Origin of the sequence: Pseudomonas sp. SR18 (assembly GCF_023701505.1) — a bacterium.
GTDB classification, from domain to species: Bacteria; Pseudomonadota; Gammaproteobacteria; order Pseudomonadales; family Pseudomonadaceae; genus Aquipseudomonas; species Aquipseudomonas cyclaminis.
The window spans coordinates 149,742-173,188 of sequence record NZ_JAMQAU010000004.1 but is presented as its reverse complement, the minus strand read 5'-3'; the positions used below and the strand labels follow the sequence as shown (position 1 = coordinate 173,188).

22 protein-coding genes are annotated in these 23,447 nt (G+C 61.4%); 16 read left to right on the top strand and 6 right to left on the bottom strand.

Annotation, left to right across the window (positions count from 1 at the left end):
- Window positions 1-75 precede the first annotated feature (75 nt).
- The 6 genes from NDJ82_RS08355 to NDJ82_RS08330 all read left to right on the top strand — a co-directional run bounded on the left by NDJ82_RS08355 (window position 76) and on the right by NDJ82_RS08330 (window position 6,285).
- Window positions 76-696: a heme acquisition protein HasA gene (locus NDJ82_RS08355; protein WP_250925297.1), complete on the top strand. Its 621-nt coding sequence runs from the start codon at window positions 76-78 to the stop codon at window positions 694-696.
- A 176-nt stretch (window positions 697-872) separates the two neighbouring features.
- Window positions 873-2,621, top strand: coding sequence for a type I secretion system permease/ATPase (locus tag NDJ82_RS08350; RefSeq protein WP_250925296.1), 1,749 nt, complete (start codon window positions 873-875; stop codon window positions 2,619-2,621).
- Between the two features lie 2 nt (window positions 2,622-2,623).
- Window positions 2,624-3,943, top strand: a complete 1,320-nt coding sequence (locus tag NDJ82_RS08345) for an HlyD family type I secretion periplasmic adaptor subunit (RefSeq protein WP_250925341.1) — start codon at window positions 2,624-2,626, stop codon at window positions 3,941-3,943.
- Window positions 3,940-5,256 (top strand): TolC family outer membrane protein, encoded by a 1,317-nt coding sequence (locus NDJ82_RS08340; RefSeq protein ID WP_112196808.1) that lies wholly within the window; start codon window positions 3,940-3,942, stop codon window positions 5,254-5,256. The genes NDJ82_RS08345 and NDJ82_RS08340 overlap by 4 nt, the downstream gene beginning before the upstream one ends.
- Before the next feature lie 136 nt (window positions 5,257-5,392).
- Entirely contained in the window at window positions 5,393-5,821 is a 429-nt protein-coding gene (locus NDJ82_RS08335; protein WP_112196807.1) for a DUF4160 domain-containing protein, read from the top strand.
- Entirely contained in the window at window positions 5,818-6,285 is a 468-nt protein-coding gene (locus NDJ82_RS08330; RefSeq protein WP_191959258.1) for a DUF2442 domain-containing protein, read from the top strand. The genes NDJ82_RS08335 and NDJ82_RS08330 overlap by 4 nt, the downstream gene beginning before the upstream one ends.
- Here NDJ82_RS08330 and trmA read toward each other — a convergent pair.
- Window positions 6,268-7,347: a tRNA (uridine(54)-C5)-methyltransferase TrmA gene (gene trmA / locus NDJ82_RS08325; RefSeq protein WP_250925295.1), complete on the bottom strand. Its 1,080-nt coding sequence runs from the start codon at window positions 7,345-7,347 to the stop codon at window positions 6,268-6,270. The genes NDJ82_RS08330 and trmA overlap by 18 nt on opposite strands.
- Complete coding sequence (locus tag NDJ82_RS08320; protein WP_099584731.1) at window positions 7,344-8,639, bottom strand: NCS2 family permease; 1,296 nt, start codon at window positions 8,637-8,639, stop codon at window positions 7,344-7,346. The genes trmA and NDJ82_RS08320 overlap by 4 nt, the downstream gene beginning before the upstream one ends.
- A 188-nt stretch (window positions 8,640-8,827) precedes the next feature.
- Between NDJ82_RS08320 and NDJ82_RS08315 the strand changes: the two genes are divergently transcribed.
- The 4 genes from NDJ82_RS08315 to NDJ82_RS08300 all read left to right on the top strand — a co-directional run bounded on the left by NDJ82_RS08315 (window position 8,828) and on the right by NDJ82_RS08300 (window position 13,043).
- On the top strand, window positions 8,828-9,274 hold the full coding sequence (locus NDJ82_RS08315) for a DUF4879 domain-containing protein (RefSeq protein WP_158877898.1): 447 nt from the start codon (window positions 8,828-8,830) through the stop codon (window positions 9,272-9,274).
- Window positions 9,275-9,370: 96 nt separating this feature from the next.
- Entirely contained in the window at window positions 9,371-9,877 is a 507-nt protein-coding gene (locus NDJ82_RS08310) for a (2Fe-2S)-binding protein (protein ID WP_112196806.1), read from the top strand.
- Window positions 9,874-10,863, top strand: coding sequence for an FAD binding domain-containing protein (locus NDJ82_RS08305; protein WP_250925294.1), 990 nt, complete (start codon window positions 9,874-9,876; stop codon window positions 10,861-10,863). Before NDJ82_RS08310 ends, NDJ82_RS08305 begins: the two co-directional genes overlap by 4 nt.
- Window positions 10,860-13,043, top strand: coding sequence for a xanthine dehydrogenase family protein molybdopterin-binding subunit (locus NDJ82_RS08300; RefSeq protein WP_250925293.1), 2,184 nt, complete (start codon window positions 10,860-10,862; stop codon window positions 13,041-13,043). Before NDJ82_RS08305 ends, NDJ82_RS08300 begins: the two co-directional genes overlap by 4 nt.
- A 67-nt stretch (window positions 13,044-13,110) precedes the next feature.
- Here NDJ82_RS08300 and NDJ82_RS08295 read toward each other — a convergent pair whose 3' ends face one another.
- Window positions 13,111-14,358, bottom strand: coding sequence for an MFS transporter (locus NDJ82_RS08295; protein ID WP_112196804.1), 1,248 nt, complete (start codon window positions 14,356-14,358; stop codon window positions 13,111-13,113).
- Window positions 14,359-14,676: 318 nt separating this feature from the next.
- On the opposite strand from NDJ82_RS08295, the gene NDJ82_RS08290 reads away from it, so the two are divergent.
- From NDJ82_RS08290 to NDJ82_RS08280, 3 genes are read left to right on the top strand one after another with little or no spacing between them, the layout of a single operon-like run.
- Window positions 14,677-16,116: a cytochrome ubiquinol oxidase subunit I gene (locus NDJ82_RS08290; RefSeq protein WP_099584737.1), complete on the top strand. Its 1,440-nt coding sequence runs from the start codon at window positions 14,677-14,679 to the stop codon at window positions 16,114-16,116.
- Window position 16,117: 1 nt separating this feature from the next.
- The gene (gene cydB, locus NDJ82_RS08285) at window positions 16,118-17,125 is read left to right on the top strand and encodes a cytochrome d ubiquinol oxidase subunit II (RefSeq protein WP_099584738.1); all 1,008 of its coding nucleotides are present in this window, start codon (window positions 16,118-16,120) and stop codon (window positions 17,123-17,125) included.
- A gap of 12 nt (window positions 17,126-17,137) precedes the next feature.
- Window positions 17,138-17,305 (top strand): DUF2474 domain-containing protein, encoded by a 168-nt coding sequence (locus tag NDJ82_RS08280; RefSeq protein ID WP_099584739.1) that lies wholly within the window; start codon window positions 17,138-17,140, stop codon window positions 17,303-17,305.
- Window positions 17,306-17,388: 83 nt separating this feature from the next.
- Here NDJ82_RS08280 and NDJ82_RS08275 read toward each other — a convergent pair whose 3' ends face one another.
- Both NDJ82_RS08275 and NDJ82_RS08270 read right to left on the bottom strand, forming a co-directional pair.
- Complete coding sequence (locus NDJ82_RS08275) at window positions 17,389-18,513, bottom strand: methyltransferase (RefSeq protein WP_250925292.1); 1,125 nt, start codon at window positions 18,511-18,513, stop codon at window positions 17,389-17,391.
- 157 nt (window positions 18,514-18,670) lie between these two features.
- Complete coding sequence (locus NDJ82_RS08270; protein ID WP_250925291.1) at window positions 18,671-19,381, bottom strand: helix-turn-helix transcriptional regulator; 711 nt, start codon at window positions 19,379-19,381, stop codon at window positions 18,671-18,673.
- Window positions 19,382-19,762: 381 nt separating this feature from the next.
- Here NDJ82_RS08270 and NDJ82_RS08265 point away from each other — a divergent pair, with 381 nt between their 5' ends.
- Window positions 19,763-20,539, top strand: coding sequence for a ferredoxin--NADP reductase (locus NDJ82_RS08265; protein WP_250925290.1), 777 nt, complete (start codon window positions 19,763-19,765; stop codon window positions 20,537-20,539).
- Between the two features lie 47 nt (window positions 20,540-20,586).
- Here NDJ82_RS08265 and mscL read toward each other — a convergent pair whose 3' ends face one another.
- A complete protein-coding gene (mscL, locus tag NDJ82_RS08260; protein WP_099584743.1) occupies window positions 20,587-21,006 on the bottom strand; it encodes a large-conductance mechanosensitive channel protein MscL in 420 nt (139 codons plus the stop codon).
- A gap of 286 nt (window positions 21,007-21,292) precedes the next feature.
- On the opposite strand from mscL, the gene katB reads away from it, so the two are divergent.
- The gene (gene katB / locus NDJ82_RS08255; protein ID WP_099584744.1) at window positions 21,293-22,834 is read left to right on the top strand and encodes a catalase KatB; all 1,542 of its coding nucleotides are present in this window, start codon (window positions 21,293-21,295) and stop codon (window positions 22,832-22,834) included.
- 55 nt (window positions 22,835-22,889) lie between these two features.
- On the top strand, window positions 22,890-23,429 hold the full coding sequence (locus NDJ82_RS08250; RefSeq protein ID WP_112196800.1) for an ankyrin repeat domain-containing protein: 540 nt from the start codon (window positions 22,890-22,892) through the stop codon (window positions 23,427-23,429).
- Window positions 23,430-23,447 lie beyond the last annotated feature (18 nt).

Below are 23,447 nucleotides of genomic sequence, written 5' to 3'. Positions count from 1 at the left end.
TTTTGCCCATGGGTGGGCAAAAAGGCACGCCGCACCGGCGTGTTCATCAAAAACGTTGTTTAACGAGGTTCAGTGATGACTATTTCTGTTAGCTACGATTCGGGCCTGGGTTCTCTGTCGGTATCGGACTACCTGAGTGCCTGGGCGGTGGGGTTCAACACCGCAGGTCACGGCACCAGTAACACGGGTGGTTTCAGCAACGGCACCCTCAGCGGCGATCAGTATTCGACCCACGGCGCCAACAACTCCGAATACGCGTTCATCGCCGACAGCGACACCAGCAATGGCCTGCACTATGTGTTCAACCCGTCGCTGCCTGCCAGCAGCAACCTGAACCACTACCTGTGGGGCGACCTGGATAATGTGCAACTGGGCACAGGCCTGGGCGGCGGCAGTGGCAGCGACTTCAGCCTGAGCGACTTCAAAGTCGCGTTCAACGGCCTCGACCTGAGCGCCGCCGAGGCTGCAGGCCGGGCGGGCAACGAGGTCCAAAGCGTGATCTACGGTTTGATGCAGGGCAATACCGCCGCGCTGGAAACCGTACTCAACAACCTGCTCGACGACTTTGGCCTGTCCACTGCCAGCACCTTCGACGAAGTGTCTGCGGGCCTGGCGGCACACGCCAGCGCAGTGTCCAGCGACGTTGCCCTGGTGGGTGTACAAGACGTGGCCCAGGACTGGGCACTCGCCGCCTGAACCGGCTGCTGCAGGAAAAAAGCGAATGGAAGATCGCTCTCCCATTCGCCACATGACACACCGCCGTCGCCCAAGCCTTCTAACTCTTCCGGCGACGGCGGTGCCGAATTCTGCGCAGCGTCGTATCGCCTGTCAACGCGGCGACGCTGCACGCTTAACCCCACGAGAACCTCCAGATGCGCCACGCCGGCAACGAAACCCTGGCCGCCCTCACGGCCTATAAAAGTGGCTTCTTCAACATCGGCCTGTTCTCGGCGGTGATCAACCTGCTGATGCTCGCCCCGGCGCTGTACATGTTGCAGGTGTATGACCGGGTGCTCGCCTCCGGCAATCAGATGACCCTGTTGATGCTGACGCTGATGATCCTCGGCCTGTTCGGGCTGATGGGCGCGTTGGAGTGGGTGCGCAGCCAGGTGGTGATCCGCCTCGGCACGCAGATGGACATGCGCTTGAACCAGCGCGTATACGACGCCGCGTTCGAGGCGCAACTCAAGGGCGGCAGCCAGGCGTCGGGGCAGGCGGCGGGGCAGGCGCTGCATGACCTGACCACGCTGCGCCAGTTCGCGACCGGCCAGGCGTTATTCGCGTTCTTCGATGCGCCGTGGTTCCCGGTGTACCTGCTGGTGATCTTCCTGTTCCATCCCTGGCTCGGCATGCTGGCCCTGGGCGGCGCGGTGATTTTGATTGCCCTGGCGTGGATCAATCACCATGTCAGCCAGGCACCGATGGCCCAGGCCAGCCAACTGTCCATCAGCACCAGCCAGCAGGCCACCGCGAACCTGCGCAATGCCGACACCATCGAAGCCATGGGCATGCTTGCCACCTTGCGCGGGCGTTGGTTCAGCCAGCACCAGGCATTTCTCGCGCAGCAGAACCTGGCCAGTGAAAAGACCGCCGCCGTCAGTGCCTGGTCCAAGGGCGTGCGCCTGGCGTTGCAGTCCCTGGTGCTGGGCCTGGGCGCGTTGCTGGCGGTGCAGGGCGACATCACGCCAGGCATGATGATCGCCGGTTCGATCCTGATGGGCCGGGTGCTCACGCCCATCGACCAAATGATCGGCGTGTGGAAGCAATGGGGCTCGGCGCGCCTGGCCTTTGAGCGGCTCTCGAAGATCTTGGCGGACAACCCTGCGCGGCCGGCACGCATGAGCCTGCCGGTGCCCAAGGGGCAGTTGAGCGTCGAGCAGGTCAGCGCCTGGGCCCCTGGCAGCCGTCGGCCGGCGCTGGCCAACCTTGGCTTTAATCTGCCAGCGGGTGAAGTGCTGGGTGTGATCGGGCCGTCGGGCTGCGGCAAGTCCACCCTGGCGCGGGTGCTGGTGGGCGCCTGGGCACCGCTGGCCGGCAAGGTGCGGCTGGACGGTGCCGACCTGACCCAGTGGGACAAGCAGCAACTCGGCCCGCACATCGGCTATCTGCCCCAGGACATCCAACTGTTTGCCGGCAGCATCGCCGACAACATTGCCAGGTTTGCCGAGCTGGATGCCGACAACGTCCTTGCCGCCGCGCAAATGGCCGGCGTGCATGAACTGATCCTGCAACTGCCCCAAGGCTACGACACGGTGTTGGGGGAGGGCGGCGCAGGCCTGTCCGGCGGGCAGAAACAACGGGTGGCGCTGGCACGTGCCGTGTATGGCTTGCCCGCGCTGATCGTGCTGGATGAACCCAACGCCAACCTCGACGAAGTGGGCGAGCAGGCCTTGCTCCAGGCCATCGCCCAGCTCAAGCAGCAGCGTCGCACCGTGATTCTGATCACCCACAAAGCCAATGTGCTGAGCCTGACCGACCAACTGCTGATCCTCAAGGACGGCCAATTGCAGGCCTTCGGCCCCACGGCGCGGGTGCTGGAAGCGCGGCACAAACCCGCAGCCAGCAAACCGGTGTCGGCCATGAGCATGAGTTACCGCCTCGGTGAAGGAAAACAGGCATGAACATGAATAAACCGGTGTTGGTCAGCGACGCGGCCAATAACGTGCTGGCGCTGGACGACAAACAATATTCGCGCCTGGGTTGGCTGCTGGTGCTCGGCGGATTTGTCGGGTTTGTCGGCTGGGCGGCGTTGGCGCCGCTGGACAAGGGTGTGGCGGTGTCCGGCAAGGTGATGGTTTCGGGCCATCGCAAAACCGTGCAGCACCCTACCGGCGGCATCGTCGAGCGTATCGAAGTGCGCGACGGTGAGGTGGTCAACGCCGGTCAAGTGTTGCTGCGCTTGAAGGAAACCCCGTTGCGCGGGCAGATGCAGTCGCTGCGCAGCCAGTACCTGGCGTCGTTGGCCAGCGAAGCGCGGTTGAGCGCGGAAAGCGAAGGGTTGCCTGCGATCACCTTCGGCCCTGAACTGCTGAACGAACCGGAGGCGGCCGACACCCTCAAGCTGCAACGGCAACTGTTCAACAGCCGCGCCCAGTCGCTGGCCACCGAGCAGCAAGGCCTGCGCGAGACCATCGCCGGGGCTGAAGCGCAGTTGCGCGGCACGCGCGATTCCCAGGCGAGCAAGTTGCAGCAACGGGCGGCGCTCAATGAGCAACTGCAAGGCCTGCGCGAACTGGCGCGCGACGGCTACATCCCGCGCAATCGCCTGCTCGACAGCGAGCGCCTGTACGCCCAGGTAGACGGCACCATCGCCGAAGACTACGGCCGCATCGGCCAGTTGCAGCGCCAGGTGCTTGAACTGCGCTTGCGCATCCGCCAGCTCGGCGAAGACTTCCAGAAAGACCTGCGCGGCCAGTTGGCCGACACCCGCACCCGCAGCGACGACCTGCGCAATCGCCTGGCCTCGGCCGAATTCGAGCTGGCCAACAGCCTGGTACGCGCGCCCGCGTCCGGCGTGGTGGTGGGGCTGGACGTGTACACCGAAGGTGGCGTGATCAAGCCCGGCCAGGCGCTGATGGACATCGTGCCCCAGGGCGAGCCGCTGCTGGTGGAAGCACGGGTGCCGGTGCAGATGGTCGACAAAGTGCACCCCGGTTTGCCGGTGGAGTTGCTGTTCTCGGCCTTCAATCAGGCCACCACGCCACGGGTGGCGGGCGAGGTGACCTTGGTATCCGCCGACCGCCAGGTCGATGAGCGCACGGACGAGCCTTACTACACATTGCGTGCCCAGGTCAGTGCGGCGGGCATGCAACAACTCGACGGCGTACAGATCCGCCCCGGCATGCCGGTGGAAACCTTCGTCAAGACCGGTGAGCGCTCGATGCTCAATTACCTGTTCAAGCCCTTGCTGGACCGCACCCATATGGCCCTGGTGGAAGAATGAAGGCGCTGCTGTTTACCCTGTGCTTGGGCTGTACACCCGCGGCGCAGGCGCTGGGTTTGCTGGATGCGTACGATCTGGCCTTGCGCAATGACCCGACCTTTCAGGCCGCCATTCAGGAGCGTGAGGCCGGTGAAGAGAATCGCGTGATCGGCCGGGCGGCGTTGCTGCCGAATCTGTCGTGGAGCTACAACAACTCTCGCAACGAATCTGAAGTGACGGCGGGTGATGTCACCAGCGACCGCGACTACCGCAGCTATGCTTCGACCCTGACCTTGCAACAACCACTGCTGGATTACGAAGCCTATGCGCGGTTTCGCCAAGGCACGGCCCAGGCGCTGATGGCGGATGAGCGCTTTCGTGGCAAGAGCCAGGAACTGGCGGTGCGGGTACTCAGCGCCTACAGCCAGGCGTTGCTGGCCCAGGAACGTATCGAACTGAGCCGCGCCCAGAAGCGCGCATTTGCCGAACGCCTGCAACTCAACGACCGCCTGCTTAAAGGTGGCGAAGGCACGCGCACCGATGTGCTGGAAACCCAGGCGCGCCTGAGCCTGGCCCAGGCCGAAGAAATCGAATCCCTGGACGCCCAGGACAGTGCCCTGCGTGAGTTGGAAGCCATTGTCGGCCAACCGCTGCAGATCGAGGCGCTGGCGCCGCTGACCCGTCAATTCGACATTCCGCCCCTGGAGCCGAACCGTTTCGAGACCTGGCGGGAAATGGCCATGGTCAACAACCCCGAGCTCAAATCCCAGCATCACGCGCTGGACGTGGCGGCCTACGAAGTGGAGCGCAAACGTGCCGGGCACCTGCCCAAGGTCAGCCTGTACGCCAGCAGCCGGCAGACCAGCTCCGATTCGGAAAGCAGCTACAACCAGAAGTACGACACCAACAGCGTCGGCATCCAGGTCAGCTTGCCGCTGTTCGCCGGTGGTTCGGTGTCGGCGTCTACCCGTCAGGCAGGCAATCAGTTGAGCCAGGCCCAGTACGAACTGGACGCGCAAACCTCGGCCACCCTGGTGGAGTTGCGCAAACAGTTCAACCTCAACACCAGTGGCGCGGCGAAAGTGCGCGCCTATGAAATGGCCGTCAGCTCCGCCACGGCATTGGTCACCGCGACGAAGAAAAGCGTCAGTGGCGGCGAGCGCGTCAACCTCGACGTGCTCGACGCCGAACAACAACTGTTCACCGCCCGCCGTGACCTGGCGAATGCGCGGCATGCGTATTTGCTTGCGAGGATTCAGTTGAAGTATTACGCGGGGTTACTCAGCGAGCAGGACTTGCGGGCGTTGGCGGGGTATTTCCAGCCCTCGGCATGAGTGGTTACAACCCGGCATTCGCCGGGTTTTTTATCGTCACTAGTCTGTGAAAAAGCTCCGGGAGTTGGGAGCCGGTTGTCGGGTGCCACTGGGAAAACTGTTACCTGACGGAAAATAACCTAACGGATGGGTTACGCTGAGAGTAGCGGCTTACAAGGGATATGTAATTTCGGTCTTTCTCAGGGATGAGCATTGCCCGCCTCATGTGCATGTCAGGGGCAAGGGCTGGGATGCACGCTTTCGTTTCAGTTTTCTGAATGGGGATGTGGAGCTGTGGGATGTTGAGCCTGACCGGAGGCGGCCGCCCACGGCGGTTCTGAACGAGATACGCGAGGCAATGATGCAGCGGCATTACTTGGCGCGGGCCCGCAGGATGTGGTGGGAAAACCTGCAAACGGTCTGCCTGGAAAATCATTCCTGGGACTGGGACGCGGGTGAAGTGCTTCCTGGGTTGATCATTCGGCCTGGTGTCTATGTCATCGCAAACGCCTGGCATGACGTAATCGAGCAACGGACAATCTTGAATCTGGTAAGAGCACCGGATTGCGTGGGGATTAATTTATGAAAATCATAAAAGCCAAAGTCATACCTTATGTACCGCTCACCGAAGCTGATGTCGACAAGGCAATCGCCCGTGGGCGCAAGCTCAAGCGTCTGCACGCCAACGCCAGCAATGTGCGTTACGAAGACAACTGCATCTCCATTGGCTTCAGCGACGGCAGTCGCGTCGTGCTGCCTGTGGCTGGTCTGCCGGAGTTCAAGGGGTTTTGCTTGGAGGATTTTCAGCAGTTGGAGGTCGGCTTTGGTGGCAAGGCGCTTTGCTGTGAAGCCCGGGATCTGGATGTCTCGATCACTGGCCTGATTGCCACAAGCAAGCCGTTGATGGACTTGGCCACCAGCCTGGTAGCGTCCCGCAACGGTCGCAAAAGCAGTGCTGCCAAATCCGCCGCCGCCCGAGCCAATGGCAAGAAGGGCGGCCGACCGCGCAAGAAAGAACCCGAGGACGTGGAATTACCGCCGGGTCAGTAACACCCCGGACTCCATATGGTGTGTCCACGGGAACTGGTCAAACATTGCACATTGGGTGATCCGGTGCGTGTCATGCAGTTGCGCGATATTCGCTGCGAGTGTCTCCGGGTTGCAGGAGATGTACAGGATGTTGTCGAAGCGACGGGTCAGTTCGCAGGTGTCCGGGTCCATGCCGGCGCGGGGCGGGTCGACGAAGACGCTGCCGAATTCGTAGCTCTTCAGATCGATGCCGTGCAGGCGACGGAACGGGCGCACTTCGTTCAGTGCCTGGGTGAGCTCTTCGGCAGAGAGGCGCACCAGGGTGACGTTACCCACCGCGTTTTCATCGAGGTTGCTCAGGGCTGCATTCACCGAGGTCTTGCTGATTTCGGTGGCCAGCACTTTGCGTACGCGGGTGGCTAGCGGCAGGGTGAAGTTGCCGTTGCCGCAGTACAGCTCCAGCAGGTCATCCGGACGATCGCCCAGTGCTTCGTATGCCCAATTGAGCATCTTCTGGTTCACTGTGCCGTTGGGCTGGGTGAAGGCGCCTTCGGGTTGGCGGTAGCTGAAGGTGCGCCCGCCCACGTCGAGTTTTTCCACCACGTAGTCGTGGTCGATCACATCGCGCTTGCCCTTGGAGCGGCCGATGATGCTCACGTTCAGGTCAGTTGCCAGCTTGTTCGCAGCCGTTTGCCAGTGCTCGTCCAGTGGGCGGTGATAGCACAGCGTGATCATCGCATCGCCGGCCAGAGTGGTGAGGAACTCCACCTGGAACAGCTTGTGGCTCAGGGCGGCACTGGCTTGCCAGGCGGCCTTGAGCTGCGGCATCAACTGGTTGATGCGTTGGCTGGCAATCGGGAATTCTTCGATCAGGATCGGCGTGCGCTTGTCGTCCTGGGAGAACATTGCGTAGTGGCGATCCCCGCCTTCGCGCCACAGGCGGAACTCCGCCCGAAGGCGGAAGTTCTGCAGCGGTGAGTCGAAGACCTGCGGCTCGGGCGCGTCGAACGGCGCCAGCAGGTCACGCAAGCGCGTGACCTTGTCTTGCAGTTGAGCGGTGTAGCTTGCGGCGTCAAAAGTCATGCGTTGAACCAGCCCAGCTTGATCACGAACAGAATCGACAGAATCACCAGCGCTGGGTTCAGCTCACGGTAGCGGCCCGAAAGCAGCTTGATGGCGGTCCAGGCGATGAAGCCGAAGGCGATGCCGTTGGCGATGGAGTATGTGAAGGGCATCGCCAGGGCGGTGATGACCACCGGCGCTGCAACGGTAATGTCATCCCAGTCGATTTCCGCCAGGCCCGAGGTCATCAGCACCGCGACGAACAGCAGCGCCGGCGCGGTGGCGTAGGCCGGAACGCTGGCAGCCAGTGGCGAGAAGAACAAGGCCAGCAGGAACAGGATCGCTACCACGATGGCGGTCAAGCCGGTACGGCCACCGGCGCTCACGCCTGCGGCCGATTCGATGTAGCTGGTGGTGGTCGAGGTACCCAGCAGCGAGCCGGCCATGGCGGCCGTGCTGTCGGCGATCAGGGCGCGGCCCATTTTCGGCATGTGGCCGTCCTTGCCCATCAGGCCGGCGCGCTTGGCGACGCCGATCAGGGTGCCGGAGTTATCGAACAGGTCCACGAACAGGAAGGCGAAGATCACGCTGACCAGGCCGATATCCAGCGCACCTTTGATATCCAGTTGCAGGAATGTCGGGGCCAGGGACGGTGGCATCGAGGTCACGCCAATGAACGGGGTGAAGCCCAGCACGATGGAGGCGATGGTGACTGCCAGGATGCCGATCAGCACTGCGCCGCGTACGGCCAGGGCTTCCAGCGCAACAATCAGTACGAAGCCCAGCGTGGCGAGGATCGGTGCCGGTTGTTTCAGGTCACCCAAGCCAACCATGGTGGCCGGGTTGCTCACTACGATGCCGGCGTTGTGCAGCGCGATCAGCGCCAGGAACAGGCCGATACCGGCGGCAATCGCCGAGCGCAGGGGCAGGGGAATGGCGTTGATGATCCACTCGCGGATGCGGAAGATCGACAGCAGGAAGAACAGCACCGCCGAAATAAACACCGCACCCAGCGCCACTTGCCAGGTATGGCCCATGTGCAGCACGACGGTGTAGGTAAAGAAGGCGTTGAGGCCCATGCCCGGCGCAAGCGCAATCGGGTAGTTGGCGATCAGGCCCATGACGGTCGAACCGATGGCGGCCGCCAGGCAGGTTGCGACGAACACCGCGCCCTTGTCCATGCCGGTTTCGCCGAGGATGCTCGGGTTCACGAACAGGATGTAGGCCATGGCCAGGAATGTCGTGATGCCCGCGAGAATCTCGGTGCGCACGTTCGTGTTGTGTGCCTTGAGTTGAAACAGCTTTTCCAGCATGCCTGCTCCCTGTGACGCTATCTTGCGTCGTGATTTGTTGACCTCTAAGTCAAAGCACAAACTGCGCCAAGCGCCTTTGGTTTCAGAGAGGATCGGAAAAAGCGGCGCATCATACCAGCAGCCGAGGCTGTATGGCGCATGGCCTTGAGGCATACTGCGCCGACGTTCAATACCGGGTCATCGACAGCATGAAAAAAGCCACCGCGTGGAGTCTAGCTCTGATCCCTTGTCTCGGCCTGTGGCTGGGCGCGGCACCGGTGTGGGGCGCGACTGCACCGGCCTTGAGCGAAGTGCGCGTATTCAAGGTCGAGTCGGCCAAGTGCACCGAAACCATCCCGGAGCGCACCAGCACCACGCAGATGTGCGCGCACCGTGGGCCAACCAAGGTGTCGGTGATGGAAGTGGGCCTGGGCAACAACCCTGTCGGCCTGTTCAACGGCGCGGTGCTCAATGGCCAGCGCACGCCGGTGTGCCAGGTCGGCAACGTCAGCGAGACCTGCAATGGCGCGGGCACCTTGATGGGCTACATCTATGTATTCGACCTGAATGTCGAGGCCCAAGGCTGGTTCGAATACAGCAACTCCTCGATCAATCCCCCGCGCAATACCCTGAAAACCCTGCTCAATATCCGCTGATCAATCCGCTTGAACGCTCAAAACCCCGGGAAGTCGTACCCCTGAGACGGCGACTTTCCTGAACGCCGCGGATGTACACCAACCCGTGAGGTGTTTATGAGCGCGACCCCCAATGGCGCGGCGGCCCAACCGTTCGTCGCCCACTCCATACGCTTGACCTTGAATGGTCACGATCGCCAACTGGACGTGTTGCCCTGGACCACATTGCTGGACCTGCTGCGCGAACAACTCGACCTGGTCGGCAGCAAAAAAGGCTGCGACCACGGCCAATGCGGCGCCTGCACGGTGTTGCGCGATGGCAAACGCATTAACGCGTGCCTGACCCTGGCGGTGATGTGCGACGGTGCCGAACTGACCACCATCGAAGGCCTGGCCAACGGCGACCAGTTGCACCCCATGCAGCAAGCCTTCATCAAACACGATGCTTTCCAGTGCGGCTATTGCACCCCCGGCCAGATCTGCTCCGCCGTCGGCCTGGCCAATGAAGGCCGTGCCCACGACACCGCACAGATCCAGGAGCTGATGAGCGGCAACCTGTGTCGCTGCGGCGCCTATACCCATATTCGCGATGCCATCAAAGACGGCCTGGGAGGTGAGCAATGAACCCCTTCCACTACAGCAAACCAGCCGACGTCCATGAGGCCGTGTACCTGGCCAGCGGCGCATCGCGCTTTATTGCGGGTGGCACCAACCTGCTGGACCTGATGAAAGAAAACATCAGCCGCCCCGAGCACCTGATCGATATCACCGGCCTGCCGCTGCATGAGATTGAAGAAACCGCCGACGGCGGCCTGCTGATCGGCGCGCTGGTGAGCAACGCCGACCTGGCCTGGCACCCGCTGATCGAAGCGCGCTACCCGCTGCTGTCCCAAGCCATTCTCGCAGGCGCTTCGCCGCAGTTGCGCAACATGGCCAGTACCGGTGGCAATCTGCTGCAACGCACCCGTTGCTACTACTTCTACGACGCCACGGTGCCGTGTAATAAACGCGAACCCGGCAGCGGCTGCCCGGCGCGTACCGGCCTGAACCGTATCCACGCCATTCTCGGCGCCAGCGCGCAGTGCGTGGCCACGCATCCGTCGGACATGTGCGTCGCCTTGGCCGCGTTGCAAGCGCGGGTGCATGTCGAAGGCCGTGGCGGCGCACGCGTCATCGAGTTCGCGGATTTCCATCGGCTGCCCGGCGATACCCCGCAGCGCGACAACCTGCTGGCTGACGATGAGCTGATCACGGCGATTGAATTGCCCGCCGACCACCTGGCGCGTCACAGCCATTATCTGAAGATTCGTGATCGTGCGTCGTACGCCTTTGCCTTGGTGTCTGTCGCCGCCGCCCTTGAATTGGACGGCGACACCATCGTCGACGCTCGTCTGGCCCTGGGTGGCGTGGCCCACAAACCCTGGCGTGACCGTGCGGTAGAAACCGCGCTGATCGGCCAGGCCGTCAGCCGCGAAACCTTCAGCAACGCCGCCGACGCGCTGCTGCAAGACGCCGAGCCACTGGAACACAACGGCTTCAAAATCAAGCTGGCGCGCCGCGCAATTATTCGTGCGCTCAGCGACGCCGCCGTCGCAGGAGAACAGCCATGACCGCTATCGGAAAACCCCTGGACCGTGTCGACGGTCTGCTCAAGGTCACGGGCCAGGCGCGGTACGCCGGTGAGTTTCGCGAGGAAGGCCTGCTGCATGGCAGCGTGGTGTCCAGCACTATCGCCAAGGGCCGGGTTATCAGCATCGACGCGTCCAAGGCCTTAGCGCTGCCGGGCGTGGTGGACGTGATCCATCACCTCAACCGCCCGAAAATCGCCAGTTACGACGATGCCTTCGCGGATGCTGATGCGGCGGACGGCTCGCCATTTCGCCCGCTGTATAACGACCGCGTGCTCTACAGCGGTCAGCCCTTGGCCTTGGTCATCGCCGATAACCTGGAGTTGGCGCGGCACGCCGGCTCGCTGGTGCACATCGACTACGCGCGCGAGGACTTCGAGACCGATCTGCTCGCCCAGCAGGAACTGGCCCATCCCTCGCCGCAAACCCCGCCCAAACCCCGCGGCAACTTCCAGGCCGAATGGTCCGGCGCGTCCATCAGCCTCGATCTGCACTACAGCACGCCCATCGAACACCACAACCCGATGGAACCCCACGCCAGCACTGTGCTGTATCAGCCGGATGGCACCCTGCATATCCACGACAAGACCCAGGGGCCGCAGAACTGCCAGGCCTATGTGCAAAAAGTTTTCGGCCTGGATAAAAGCCAGGTGCGTATCTTTGCTGCATTCGTCGGTGGTGCCTTTGGCTCCGGCCTGCGCCCGCAATACCAACTGCCCTTGGCGGTGATGGCGTCCCTGGCGCTCAAGCGCTCGGTGCGGGTTACGCTGACCCGCCAGCAGATGTTCACCTTCGGCTACCGCCCGCGCACCCTGCAGCGCTTGCAGATGGGCGCCGCCGCCAACGGCCGCTTGCTGGCGCTGGGGCATACCGCGATTGGCCAGACCTCACGTTTCGAGGACTTCAGTGAACACGTGGTGGAATGGAGCGGCATGCTCTATCACTGCGACAACGTGCAGCTGACCTACAAGTTGGTGCCGCTGGATGTGTTCACGCCCCTGGACATGCGCGCGCCGGGCGCCGCGTTGGGCGTGATCGGCCTGGAATGCGCGATGGATGAACTGGCCTGCGCGCTGGGCATGGACCCGGTGCAACTGCGCTTGATCAACTACGCCGAACGCAATCAGAACGAAGACAAGCCCTGGTCGAGCAAAGCCCTGCGCGAGTGCTACCACGAAGGCGCCGAGCGTTTTGGCTGGAAGCAGCGCAACCCGGAGCCGCGCAGCATGCGCGACGGCCGCCAACTGATCGGCTGGGGCATGGCCGGTGGCGTGTGGGAGGCCATGCAAATGAAGGCCAGTGCCAAAGCGCGCATCGATGCGCAGGGCAAATTGACGGTCAGCAGTGCCACCACCGACATCGGCACCGGTACCTACACGGTGATGACCCAGATCGCGGCCCAGGCCAGCGGTGTGGCGGTCGAGGATGTGGTTTTTCTGCTCGGCGACTCTTCACTGCCTACCGCGCCGCTGCAGGGCGGCTCGTTTACCGTGTCCTCGGTGGGCACTGCCGTGCAACAAGCCTGCGAAGCGCTGACCGCCAGACTGCTGAGCATCGCCCGCCAGACTTACCCGGTATTCAAGGACGCCGAGTCCGTGCGCTTTGAGGACGGTCACCTGCACACGGGGGACGTAAGTGTGTCGCTGGCGCAGTTGGTGAAGGACAGTGGCGAAGACGCATTGGAGGTTCAGGTCGACAGCGAGCCCGACAAAAAACGCGAGGGTTACGCCACCGCGACCCATTCGGCGGTGTTCGTCGAGGTCCAGGTGGACGAAGACTTGGGCACGATCAAAGTTCGGCGTGTCGTCAGCGCGATTGCCGCCGGGCGTGTGGTCAACCCGAAAATGGCGCGCAGCCAGATTCTCGGCGGGGTGGTGTGGGGGATCGGCATGGCCCTGCATGAAGAAACCCAGATCGACCATCAACTGGGGCGCTACATGAACCACAGCCTGGCCGAATACCACATCCCGGTGAATGCCGATATCGGCGAGATTGACGTGGTGTTCGTCGAAGAACACGACGAGATCGTCAACGCCCTCGGTTCCAAGGGCGTTGGCGAGATCGGCATTGTCGGGGTGGCGGCGGCGGTGGCGAACGCGATTTACCACGCCACCGGCAAGCGAGTTCGGGAGTTTCCGATCACTCTGGACAAGGTGCTCTAAAACACACCGCATAACCCATGTGGGAGGGGGCTTGCCCCTCCCACATTGACCTTATTGCCACATCGGATCATGTGGCGGGCTTGATGCTTTCTTCCACCGGCACATGCATCCGATCCCGATTGGCCAGCGTCGGGAACAGCTTGATCCACACCCCAGTCACCACCAGCGTACCGATCCCGCCCATCACAACGGCAGGCACGGTGCCGAACCAGTGCGCCGTGATGCCGGACTCGAACTCACCCAATTGATTGGATGCGCCGATAAACAACCCGTTGACCGCACTCACCCGCCCGCGCATTTCATCCGGCGTCTCCAACTGCACGAAGGAGGCGCGGATGACCATGCTGATCATGTCCGCCGCGCCCAGCACCACCAGCACCGCCAGGGAAAACCAGAACGAGGTGGACAGGCCGAACGCGATGGTGGCGACGCCGAACACGCCGACGGCGGTGAACATCACGCGGCCAACCTTGCGGTCCACCGAAAAGCGCGCCAGCCACAACGACATCAACAACGCGCCCACCGCCGGTGCCGAACGCAACAGGCCCAGGCCCCATGCGCCGGTCAGCAGGATGTCCTTGGCGAACACCGGCAACAATGCCGTGGCGCCGCCCAGCAGCACGGCGAACAGGTCCAGGGAGATGGCGCCGAGGATGTCCGGGCGGCTGCGGATAAAGCGGATGCCGGCCAGCAGCGAATCCAGGGTGGCCTTGCCTTTGTTCAGCGGGGTCTGGCGGGCGGGCAGGTTGAGGGTCAGCACGCAGGCGATGATGTACAGCACCACCGTGGGCCCATACACCCAGACACTGCCGAACGCATAGAGCAAACCGCCGAGCGCCGGGGCGACGATGGTGGCCAGTTGCTGGGCCGACTGTGAAGACGCCACCGCACGGGGGAATAGCGCGCTGGGCACGATGCTCGGCAGCAGCGCCTGGGTGGTCGGCATTTCAAAGGAACGCGCCGCACCGAGCAGGAAGGCGAGGATAAAAATCATCTCGCGGGTCACGTTGCCGGTCAGGCCGCCAATGGCGAGGGACAAGGCAATCAGCGCCTGCACGGTCTGGCAGATCGCCGCGACCTTGCGCCGCTCATAGCGGTCGGCCACGTGCCCGGTGTGCAGCATGAACAGTACGCGCGGCACGAACTCCACCAGCCCGACCAATCCCAGATCCAGCACGTTGCCGGTCAGTTGGTAGAGGTTCCAGCCGATGGCCACGGTGAGCATCTGGAAGCCGCTGGCGGTGAAAATCCGTGCCAGCCAGAACGCGATGAAAGGGCGGTGATGACGCAACAGCAACACGGGTTCACTAGGCATCGGGAATTCGGGTCGAGGCGGGAGGGAGCGTCGAGATTATCATCAAGCTGTAACAAATAGTTGCAAGATCTGGGCTGAGGCAAGCTGTCACGCGGCAAAAGACCACATAACTGGACACAGAAAATGGGACTACTCTTTGAGCAATGCTTGACCCAGATCAAAACCTGCGTGGGGATTGATCTGGCGGCCGCAAGGCCAGAATCCCTACGTGGCTGGTTAAAAAAAGAAACGAATTGAAATTCGCCACACTCCATATCCGTGGGGGCAGTGGGTGCAGGCTCCCGCCAGCAGCCGGTATTACCTGACAGAGGAAGACTTATGTTCGGTTTGGAGGCGCTAGATCTCGCCCGAATTCAATTTGCGTTCACCATCTCATTCCACATCCTGTTCCCGGCGATCACCATCGGCCTGGCCAGTTACCTTGCGGTGCTGGAGGGCTTGTGGCTCAAGACCCACAACGACACCTACCGTGACCTCTACCATTTCTGGTCGAAGATCTTTGCCGTCAACTTCGGCATGGGCGTGGTCTCGGGCCTGGTCATGGCTTATCAGTTCGGCACCAACTGGAGCCGCTTCTCGGACTTCGCCGGTGCTGTCACAGGGCCACTTCTGACATACGAAGTGCTTACGGCCTTCTTCCTCGAAGCCGGTTTCCTTGGCGTGATGCTGTTCGGTTGGAACAAGGTGGGGCGCAAGCTGCACTTCTTCTCCACCGTTATGGTGGCCGTCGGTACGTTGATTTCGACGTTCTGGATCCTCGCGTCCAACAGTTGGATGCAGACGCCCCAGGGTTTTGAAATCATCGACGGCCGCGTGATTCCGACCGACTGGCTGGCGGTGATCTTCAACCCCTCGTTCCCTTACCGCCTGATGCACATGGCCACTGCAGCCTTTGTGGCGACCGCGTTCTTCGTCGGTTCTTCGGCGGCCTGGCACTTGCTGCGCGGCAAGGACAACCCGGCGATCCGCAAGATGCTCTCGATGGCCATGTGGATGGCCCTGATTGTCGCGCCTATCCAGGCGGTGATCGGTGACTTCCACGGGCTCAATACCCTGGAGCACCAGCCGGCAAAAATTGCCGCGATTGAGGGCCACTGGGAAAACAAAGGCAATGAGCCAACCCCGCTGATCCTGTTTGGCTGGCCCGACATGAAGGCCGAAAAAACCAAATACGCGGTGGAAATCCCGTACCTGGGCAGCCTGATCCTGACCCACTCGTTGGACAAACAAGTGCCGGCCCTCAAGGAGTTTCCGCCCGAGGACCGCCCCAATTCGACCATCGTGTTCTGGTCGTTCCGGGTCATGGTCGGCCTGGGCTTCCTGATGATCTTCACCGGTCTGTTCAGCCTGTGGCTGCGTCGCGGCGACAAGATGTACACGTCCAGGCCGTTCCTATACCTGGCGCTGTGGATGGGGCCGTCCGGCCTGATCGCGATTCTCGCCGGTTGGTTCACCACCGAAATCGGCCGCCAGCCGTGGGTGGTCTACGGCTTGATGCGCACGGCGGATGCCTCATCCGGGCATAGCCTGGCGCAGATGACGATTACCCTGGTGTTGTTCGTGGTGGTGTACTTCGCGCTGTTCGGCGCCGGGTTGGGCTACATGATGCGCCTGGTGCGCAAAGGGCCTCAGACCCACGAAGGCAGCGAACCGACCCATGGCGGTCCTGGCCAGAAACGCACACCGGCACGTCCGTTGTCGGCCGCCGATGACAGTGGCGATGACGACCACGCCCACATCCAGCACAAGGGGAATTGAGATGGGTATTGATCTTCCGCTGATCTGGGCCGTGATCATCATCTTCGGCATCATGATGTACGTGGTCATGGACGGTTTCGACCTGGGCATCGGCATCCTCTTTCCGTTTATCCCCGGCAAAGTCGACCGTGACGTGATGATGAACACCGTCGCCCCGGTCTGGGACGGTAACGAAACCTGGCTGGTACTCGGCGGCGCGGCGTTGTTCGGCGCGTTTCCGCTGGCCTATTCGGTGGTGTTGTCGGCGCTGTACCTGCCGTTGATCCTGATGCTGATCGGGCTGATCTTCCGTGGCGTGGCCTTCGAGTTCCGCTTCAAGGCCAAGGACCACAAGCGTCACCTGTGGGACAAGGCATTCATCGGCGGCTCGCTGGCGGCGACATTCTTCCAGGGCGTGGCGCTGGGCGCGTTTATCGACGGGATTCCGGTGGTCAATCGCCAGTTTGCCGGCGGCTCATTGGATTGGCTCACGCCCTTCACGATGTTCTGCGGCGTGGCGTTGATCGTTGCTTACGCACTGTTGGGCTGCACCTGGCTGATCATGAAGACCGAAGGCACCTTGCAGGAGAAGATGCACAACCTGGCGCGTCCATTGGCGTTTGTGGTGTTGGCGGTGATTGGCATCGTCAGTATCTGGACGCCGCTGTCGCACCCGGAAATCGCTTCGCGCTGGTTCACCCTGCCAAACCTGTTCTGGTTCCTGCCGGTGCCGATCCTGGTGCTGGTGACCATGTACGGGCTGATCCGCGCCGTGGCGCGTAACGCGCACTACACGCCGTTCCTGTTGACGCTGGTGCTGATCTTCCTCGGCTACAGCGGCCTCGGGATCAGCCTGTGGCCAAATATCATCCCGCCATCCGTGTCGATCTGGGACGCCGCCGCACCGCCGCAGAGCCAGGGCTTCATGCTGGTGGGCACGTTGTTCATCATCCCGTTCATCCTGGGCTACACCTTCTGGAGCTACTACGTGTTCCGCGGCAAGGTCACCCACGAAGACGGTTACCACTAGGAGGGGCGTTGCATGTCCGGCAAACCTACGTTGCACGAGATCGAACAGGCCGAGAAACAGCCGTTGTGGCGGCGCCTGGGGTGGCTGGCGATGATCTGGACGGGCAGTGTGCTGGCCTTGTTCATCGTGGCCAGCCTGATGCGCATGTTCATGAATGCGGCTGGCCTGACCACTCACTGACATCCCGATCCGGGCTTTGCGGCCCGCTGCCTGCTGACTTGAGAGGCAAGCCCTGTTCTTCTTCTGGAAGGGCGGGGCTTTTTTTATTTGCGCGCTTTGAGGATGACGAATTTCGGGGTGGCGGCCACTTGCTCGACGCCTCGGAACAGTCGCGCCAATTTGCTGTGATAACCCAGGTGACGGTTGCCGACGATATACAGCGCGCCGCCCACCACCAGCGCTTCCCGCGCTTGCTGGAACATGCGCCAGGCCAGGAAGTCACCGACCACTTGCTGTTGGTGGAACGGTGGGTTGCACAGCACCACATCCAGGGAATCGGGCTCCTGGCCGGCCAGGCCATCGGCGGCACGCACGGTCACCTTGCGCTCGCCGAGGGCGGCTTGCCAGTTCTCAAGGGCCGATTGCACGGCCATGTACGACTCGTCGACCAAGGTGTATTGCGCGTCGGGGTTTTGCAGCGCGCTGGCAATCGCCAGTACGCCGTTGCCGCAGCCCAGGTCCGCCACGCGTGCACTGCCCAAGCCTTTAGGCAGGTGCGGCAGGAAGGCGCGGGTGCCGATGTCCAGGCCTTCACGGCAGAACACGTTGGCGTGGTTGAGCAATTCGATAGCGGGTGTTTCAAGGTGATAGCGGGTGGGGTAGGGCGAGACCGCCGCAGGACGTTCTTGCGCAGTGGCAATCAGCAGCCGCGCCTTCTTGACCGCGAGGGAGGCGTGCATCGGCCCGATGTAACGCTCCAGCAACTCGCCGGCCGCACGGGGCAGGTGCTTGACCATTGCCCCCGCGATGACCTCGGCGCCCGGAGCGAGTTGGCCTTGCAGGCGAATCAGTTGTTCTTCCAGCAGTGCCAGGCTCTTGGGCACGCGGATCAGGACTCGGTCAAAAGGGCCGGTCGGCAGTTGGTTGGCAGGTACAAAAGTCACTGCATCAAACGCCTTGCCATTGCGCACCAGGTTTTTCTCCAGGCCTTGGGCGGCGAGAAACGAGTCGCCGCTGGAGGTCACCTGCACCTGGCTTTCAAGGCTGGCGGCCAGGGCACCGAAGCTGTCATTGAGCACCAGCACACGCGTCGCGGCGCTCGGCTGTTGTTCGGCCAGGTGGCTGAGCAGGTACTCGTCGGCGGCATCAAAGGCTTGCAGCGGATCGTTGTGTTGTTCTGGCTGGCGGATCAGATCGAGCTGGGCGAAGGGGCTGTCGAGCAGGGGCATGGCGGGGGAGGCTCTGTAATCGGTGGGGTTCGGCAGTGATCTGCGCAACCATCTGAGTGAACAACGGGCGGCACCCTTGGGGGCTGCTCAGCACTCAGAATTGGCCGTAAATGTTACGTTTTTTCCACGGGGATTACATGGGGTGTTTCACGGTCGGTTAAAACAGCCCCGCTTTCGAGGCACAGAGCACGGCGGCGATCTTGTTGTTGACCCCCAGTTTTTTGAAGCAACTGCAGATATGAAAGCCCACCGTACGTTCGGACAGGCACAGGATGGCGGCAATGTCTGCGGCCGTCTTGCCCATGGCAGACCACTTGAGGATTTCGGTTTCGCGCGGAGTCAATTTGCTAGCAGGGTTGAGGCTGGGCCTGTCCGCGTAAGTCCGCGCCACGACTGCATGCATCGCATGGCACAGCCACAGGACCTGGCCGGCTTTTTCGTAGAGTTCTTCCGGAGTGACTTCACCGGTGCTGCGGCCCAGGGTCAGCATGCTGAACACGCCCTGGAAATCATGCACAGCTTGGGTCCAGCCCCGATGCACGCCAAACGATTGGGCCAGAGACCACAAGTTGGGTGAGTCTTTAAAGGTTTTTTCCTCCCAGACAAGCGGTAATACACAGCGTTTGCAATGTGTCACCACGGGATCAATTTCAAAGAAGTGGGCCTGGTTGTACAGCTTGTTCCATTCATCTGGATAGTTGTTGATTTGAATGGGCTTCGTTTGGTTGTTTGGTAGCTGTGAACTCATCGTAAAGGAACAGTATTGGAAGCCAAGTGCGTAGGTGTGATTGACGGCCATTTCGAAAAGACTGGTGGCCTCGCTCTCGCCTTGCAGCTTGGCAAGTCGTGTGTTGCGCCAGTTAACCATTGGTAACTCTCCATGGATTCTGTGTGACATGGGATACGTCCTGATTCCCAAAGCTGCACGGAAGGAAGTGTAGGACAAGAGCTACAGCGCAAGAGGAAATTTTCGCTCTTGCATGACGGCGTTTAAGAAGTTTTCATCCATGGCCTTGAATGAGTCGTTTAACTGATTAGTTGGTTTTTTTCGATTTTTTAGTGAGTTAAAGCGCGTGTGCCAAATCAACTTAGAGTGTGCTTGCAGCCAGGGCAAAGGGCTTAATAGCTAATTGATTAGATAGCTATTAAATTGCCATTACTTGGTCGCTGGGCGATGCCACTACAAACCACCGGTGTTTCCGTGCGCGAGTTTGAGGGACACTAGGGCACCTGTAGAACGGAGCCCCCCATGACGGCCAGCGCTGAGAAATTTACCCGCCAGACCTTACTCGATGTGCAATCGCTGACCCCCAGCCTGTTTACGCTGCGCACCACCCGTGATCCGGGGTTCCGTTTTACGGCAGGTCAGTTCGTGCGCCTGGGCGTGACCAAGGCGGATGGCAGCACGGTATGGCGCGCCTATTCGGTGGTCTCCTCGCCGTTTGACGAGCACCTCGATTTCTTCTCGATTGTCGTCCCCGGCGGCGAGTTCACCAGTGAGCTGAGCCGCCTGCGTGTGGGCGATACCTTGATGGTGGAGCGCCAGGCGACGGGGTTCTTGACCCTGAACCGGTTCGTCGATGGCCGTGACCTGTGGATGTTGGCGACGGGGACTGGGGTCGCGCCGTTTTTGTCGATCCTGCAGGACTTCGAAGTCTGGGAGAAATTTGAGCGGATCGTACTGGTGTACAGCGCGCGGGAGGCCAAGGAGCTGGCCTATCAGTCGCTGATCAAGGAGCTGGGTGAGCGCGAGTACCTCGCCGAGTACACCCACAAACTGACCTACGTTCCCATCGTGACCCGCGAGCATTATTCGGGCGCATTGAGTGGGCGTATTACCACCTCGATTGAAAACGGTGAGCTGGAGCGCGCCGCCGGCGTCGAGCTGAGCCCGGAGCATTCGCGGGTGCTGATTTGCGGCAACCCGCAGATGGTCGACGACACCCGCCAGTTGCTCAAGCTGCGCGACATGCAACTGAGCCTGAGCCGCCGGCCAGGCCAGGTGGCGGTGGAAAACTACTGGTAATAAAAAAGGCGCCTCAAGCAGGCGCCTTTTTTCCAAGCGGGGCCGGGTTAGAGCTGCTTGTTGTCGTTCTGTGCCTTGAGCAGATCGCGGATCTCGCCCAGCAACAGCTCTTCCTTGGTTGGCGTCGGCGGCAGGCTCGGTGCTACGGCCTCTTCGCGCTTGAGGCGGTTGATGGCCTTCACGCCCATGAAGATCGCAAATGCGACGATCACGAAGTCGATTACGCTCTGGATAAACTTGCCGTAGGCCAGGACGACGGCGGGTACATCGCCTTGAGCCGCCTTGAGGGTGATCGCCAGGTCGCCAAAATCCACACCACCGATCAACAGGCCAATGGGCGGCATCACCACATCGCCTACAAACGAGGAAACAATTTTGCCGAAAGCGGCGCCGATGATAATACCGACGGCCATGTCGACCACATTACCTTTGACCGCGAAGGCCTTGAACTCACTGATCACGCCCATAGGTTATTCCTTGTTACAGATTAGAAGGGTGGAACTGAGTGTAAGTCAGTCGCAGTGGGCTTGCGCGACACAACTGCTAACACTGTCTGTTTTAATCGACACATTAAAACGCAAATAGTTTGCAAAGTGCCATCAATCGCGCGCGAAATACTCGCTGTTTCAGCGGCTTACCACATTAATTTCTTAATCGCCCTGGTGGGGTTTTTCTATTTATCTTCTGACTCCCGGGTCACTAGCCTCTGGCAAGCACAACTGAATGTGCATAAAAAAACCAGAGGAAACCTTGATGAAAATTTCGATGAGCCGCAGGCCAGTGCTGGCGCGACACGCGCTGGTGCTGGCGACTGCCAGCCTGCTTTCCCTGTCGGTGCAGGCCGCCAACCTGACCCGCGATAACGGCGCTGCCGTCGGTGACAACCAGAACTCGCAAACCGCTGGCGCCAATGGCCCGGTGCTGCTGCAAGATGTACAGCTGATCCAGAAGCTGCAGCGCTTCGACCGTGAACGCATCCCCGAGCGCGTGGTGCATGCCCGTGGCACAGGTGCCCACGGTACCTTCACCGTAACCGACAACCTCAGCGACCTGACCAAGGCCAAAGTCTTCGCCGCGGGTGAAGCCACCCCGGTATTTGTGCGCTTCTCGGCCGTGGTTCACGGCAACCACTCCCCGGAAACCCTGCGTGACCCCCGCGGTTTCGCCACCAAGTTCTACACCGCTGACGGTAACTGGGACCTGGTGGGCAATAACTTCCCCACGTTCTTCATCCGTGACGCCATCAAGTTCCCGGACATGGTGCACGCGTTCAAGCCGGACCCGCGCACCAACCTGGATGACGACTCCCGTCGCTTTGACTTCTTCTCCCATGTTCCAGAGGCCACGCGCACGCTGACCGAGTTGTACTCGGACTCCGGCACGCCAGCCAGTTACCGGGAAATGGACGGTAATGGCGTACATGCCTACAAGTTGATCAACGCCAAGGGCGAAGTGCACTACGTCAAGTTCCACTGGAAGAGCCTGCAAGGCATCAAGAACCTTGATCCCAAGCAAGTCACTGAAGTGCAGGGGCGTGATTACAGTCATATGACTAACGACTTGGTCACCCATATCAACAAGGGCGACTTCCCCAAGTGGGACCTGTATGTGCAAGTGCTCAAGCCCGAAGACTTGGCCAAGTTTGATTTCGACCCATTGGACGCCACCAAAATCTGGCCGGACGTGGCCGAGCGCAAAGTCGGGCAAATGGTGCTGAACCGCAATCCGGCGAACGTGTTCCAGGAGACCGAGCAAGTGGCCATGGCCCCGGCCAACCTGGTGCCGGGCATCGAACCGTCGGAAGACCGCCTGCTGCAAGGCCGGGTGTTCTCCTACGCCGATACCCAGATGTACCGCCTGGGCGCCAATGCGTTGCAACTGCCGATCAATGCCCCACGGGTCACCGTCAACAACGGTAACCAGGATGGCGCGATGAACTTCGGCAAGAGCACCAGCGGCGTGAACTACCAGCCAAGCCGCCTGATGCCACGGGAAGAGCCGCAAACCGCGCGCTATAGCCAGTCGGCGCTGGTGGGCAGCACCCAGCAGGCGAAGATCCAGCGTGAGCAGAACTTCAAGCAGGCCGGTGATCTGTATCGCTCCTACACCAAGAAAGAGCAGCAGGACTTGATCGACAACTTCGGCGGCTCCCTGGCCACTACCGATGACGAGAGCAAGCACATCATCCTGTCGTTCCTCTACAAAGCGGACCCGGCGTACGGCACGGGCGTGGCCAAGGTCGCCAAGGGTGACCTGACCCGCGTGAAGGCGCTGGCTGAAAAACTGACTGACTGACGTTGGTAACGGTCGACGCGCTGGTTGGGGCGTCGACCCTTGGCAGGAGAATCCCATGCGTATTTCTATCGGTTTACTGATGGCCATGCTGGCCTTTGTTGCCCATGCCGAATCCCCCGAGCCGGCAGCACTCAAGGCCCAGTTGCAGGATTATTACTTCGACGCCGCCCGCCGTGGCGACCTCGATATGCTCAACACCTTTATCGACTCCGGCTACAGCCTCAACACCCAGGACGACAAGGGCTACACCGCGCTGATTCTCGCCGCCTACCACGGCCAGGGCCCGTTTGTGGCGCGCTTGCTCGATGCGGGGGCCGACGCCTGTGTGCAGGACAAACGTGGCAACACCGCGCTGATGGGCGCGATCTTCAAGGGCGAGCTTAAAATCGCCCAGCGCCTGCTGGCCACCGACTGCAACCCCGACCAACGCAACGGCGCCGGGCAGACGGCCGCCATGTATGCCGGCCTGTTCAAGCGCGTCGAGTTGCTGGATGAGTTGAAAGCCAAAGGCGCGGACCTCAACGCCGAAGACCCGATCGGCAACAGTGCGTCGCGATTGGCCAGCGGTGAAATCCGGACCCCGGCGCCGCGCTGAGCTATCATCGCGGTTTTT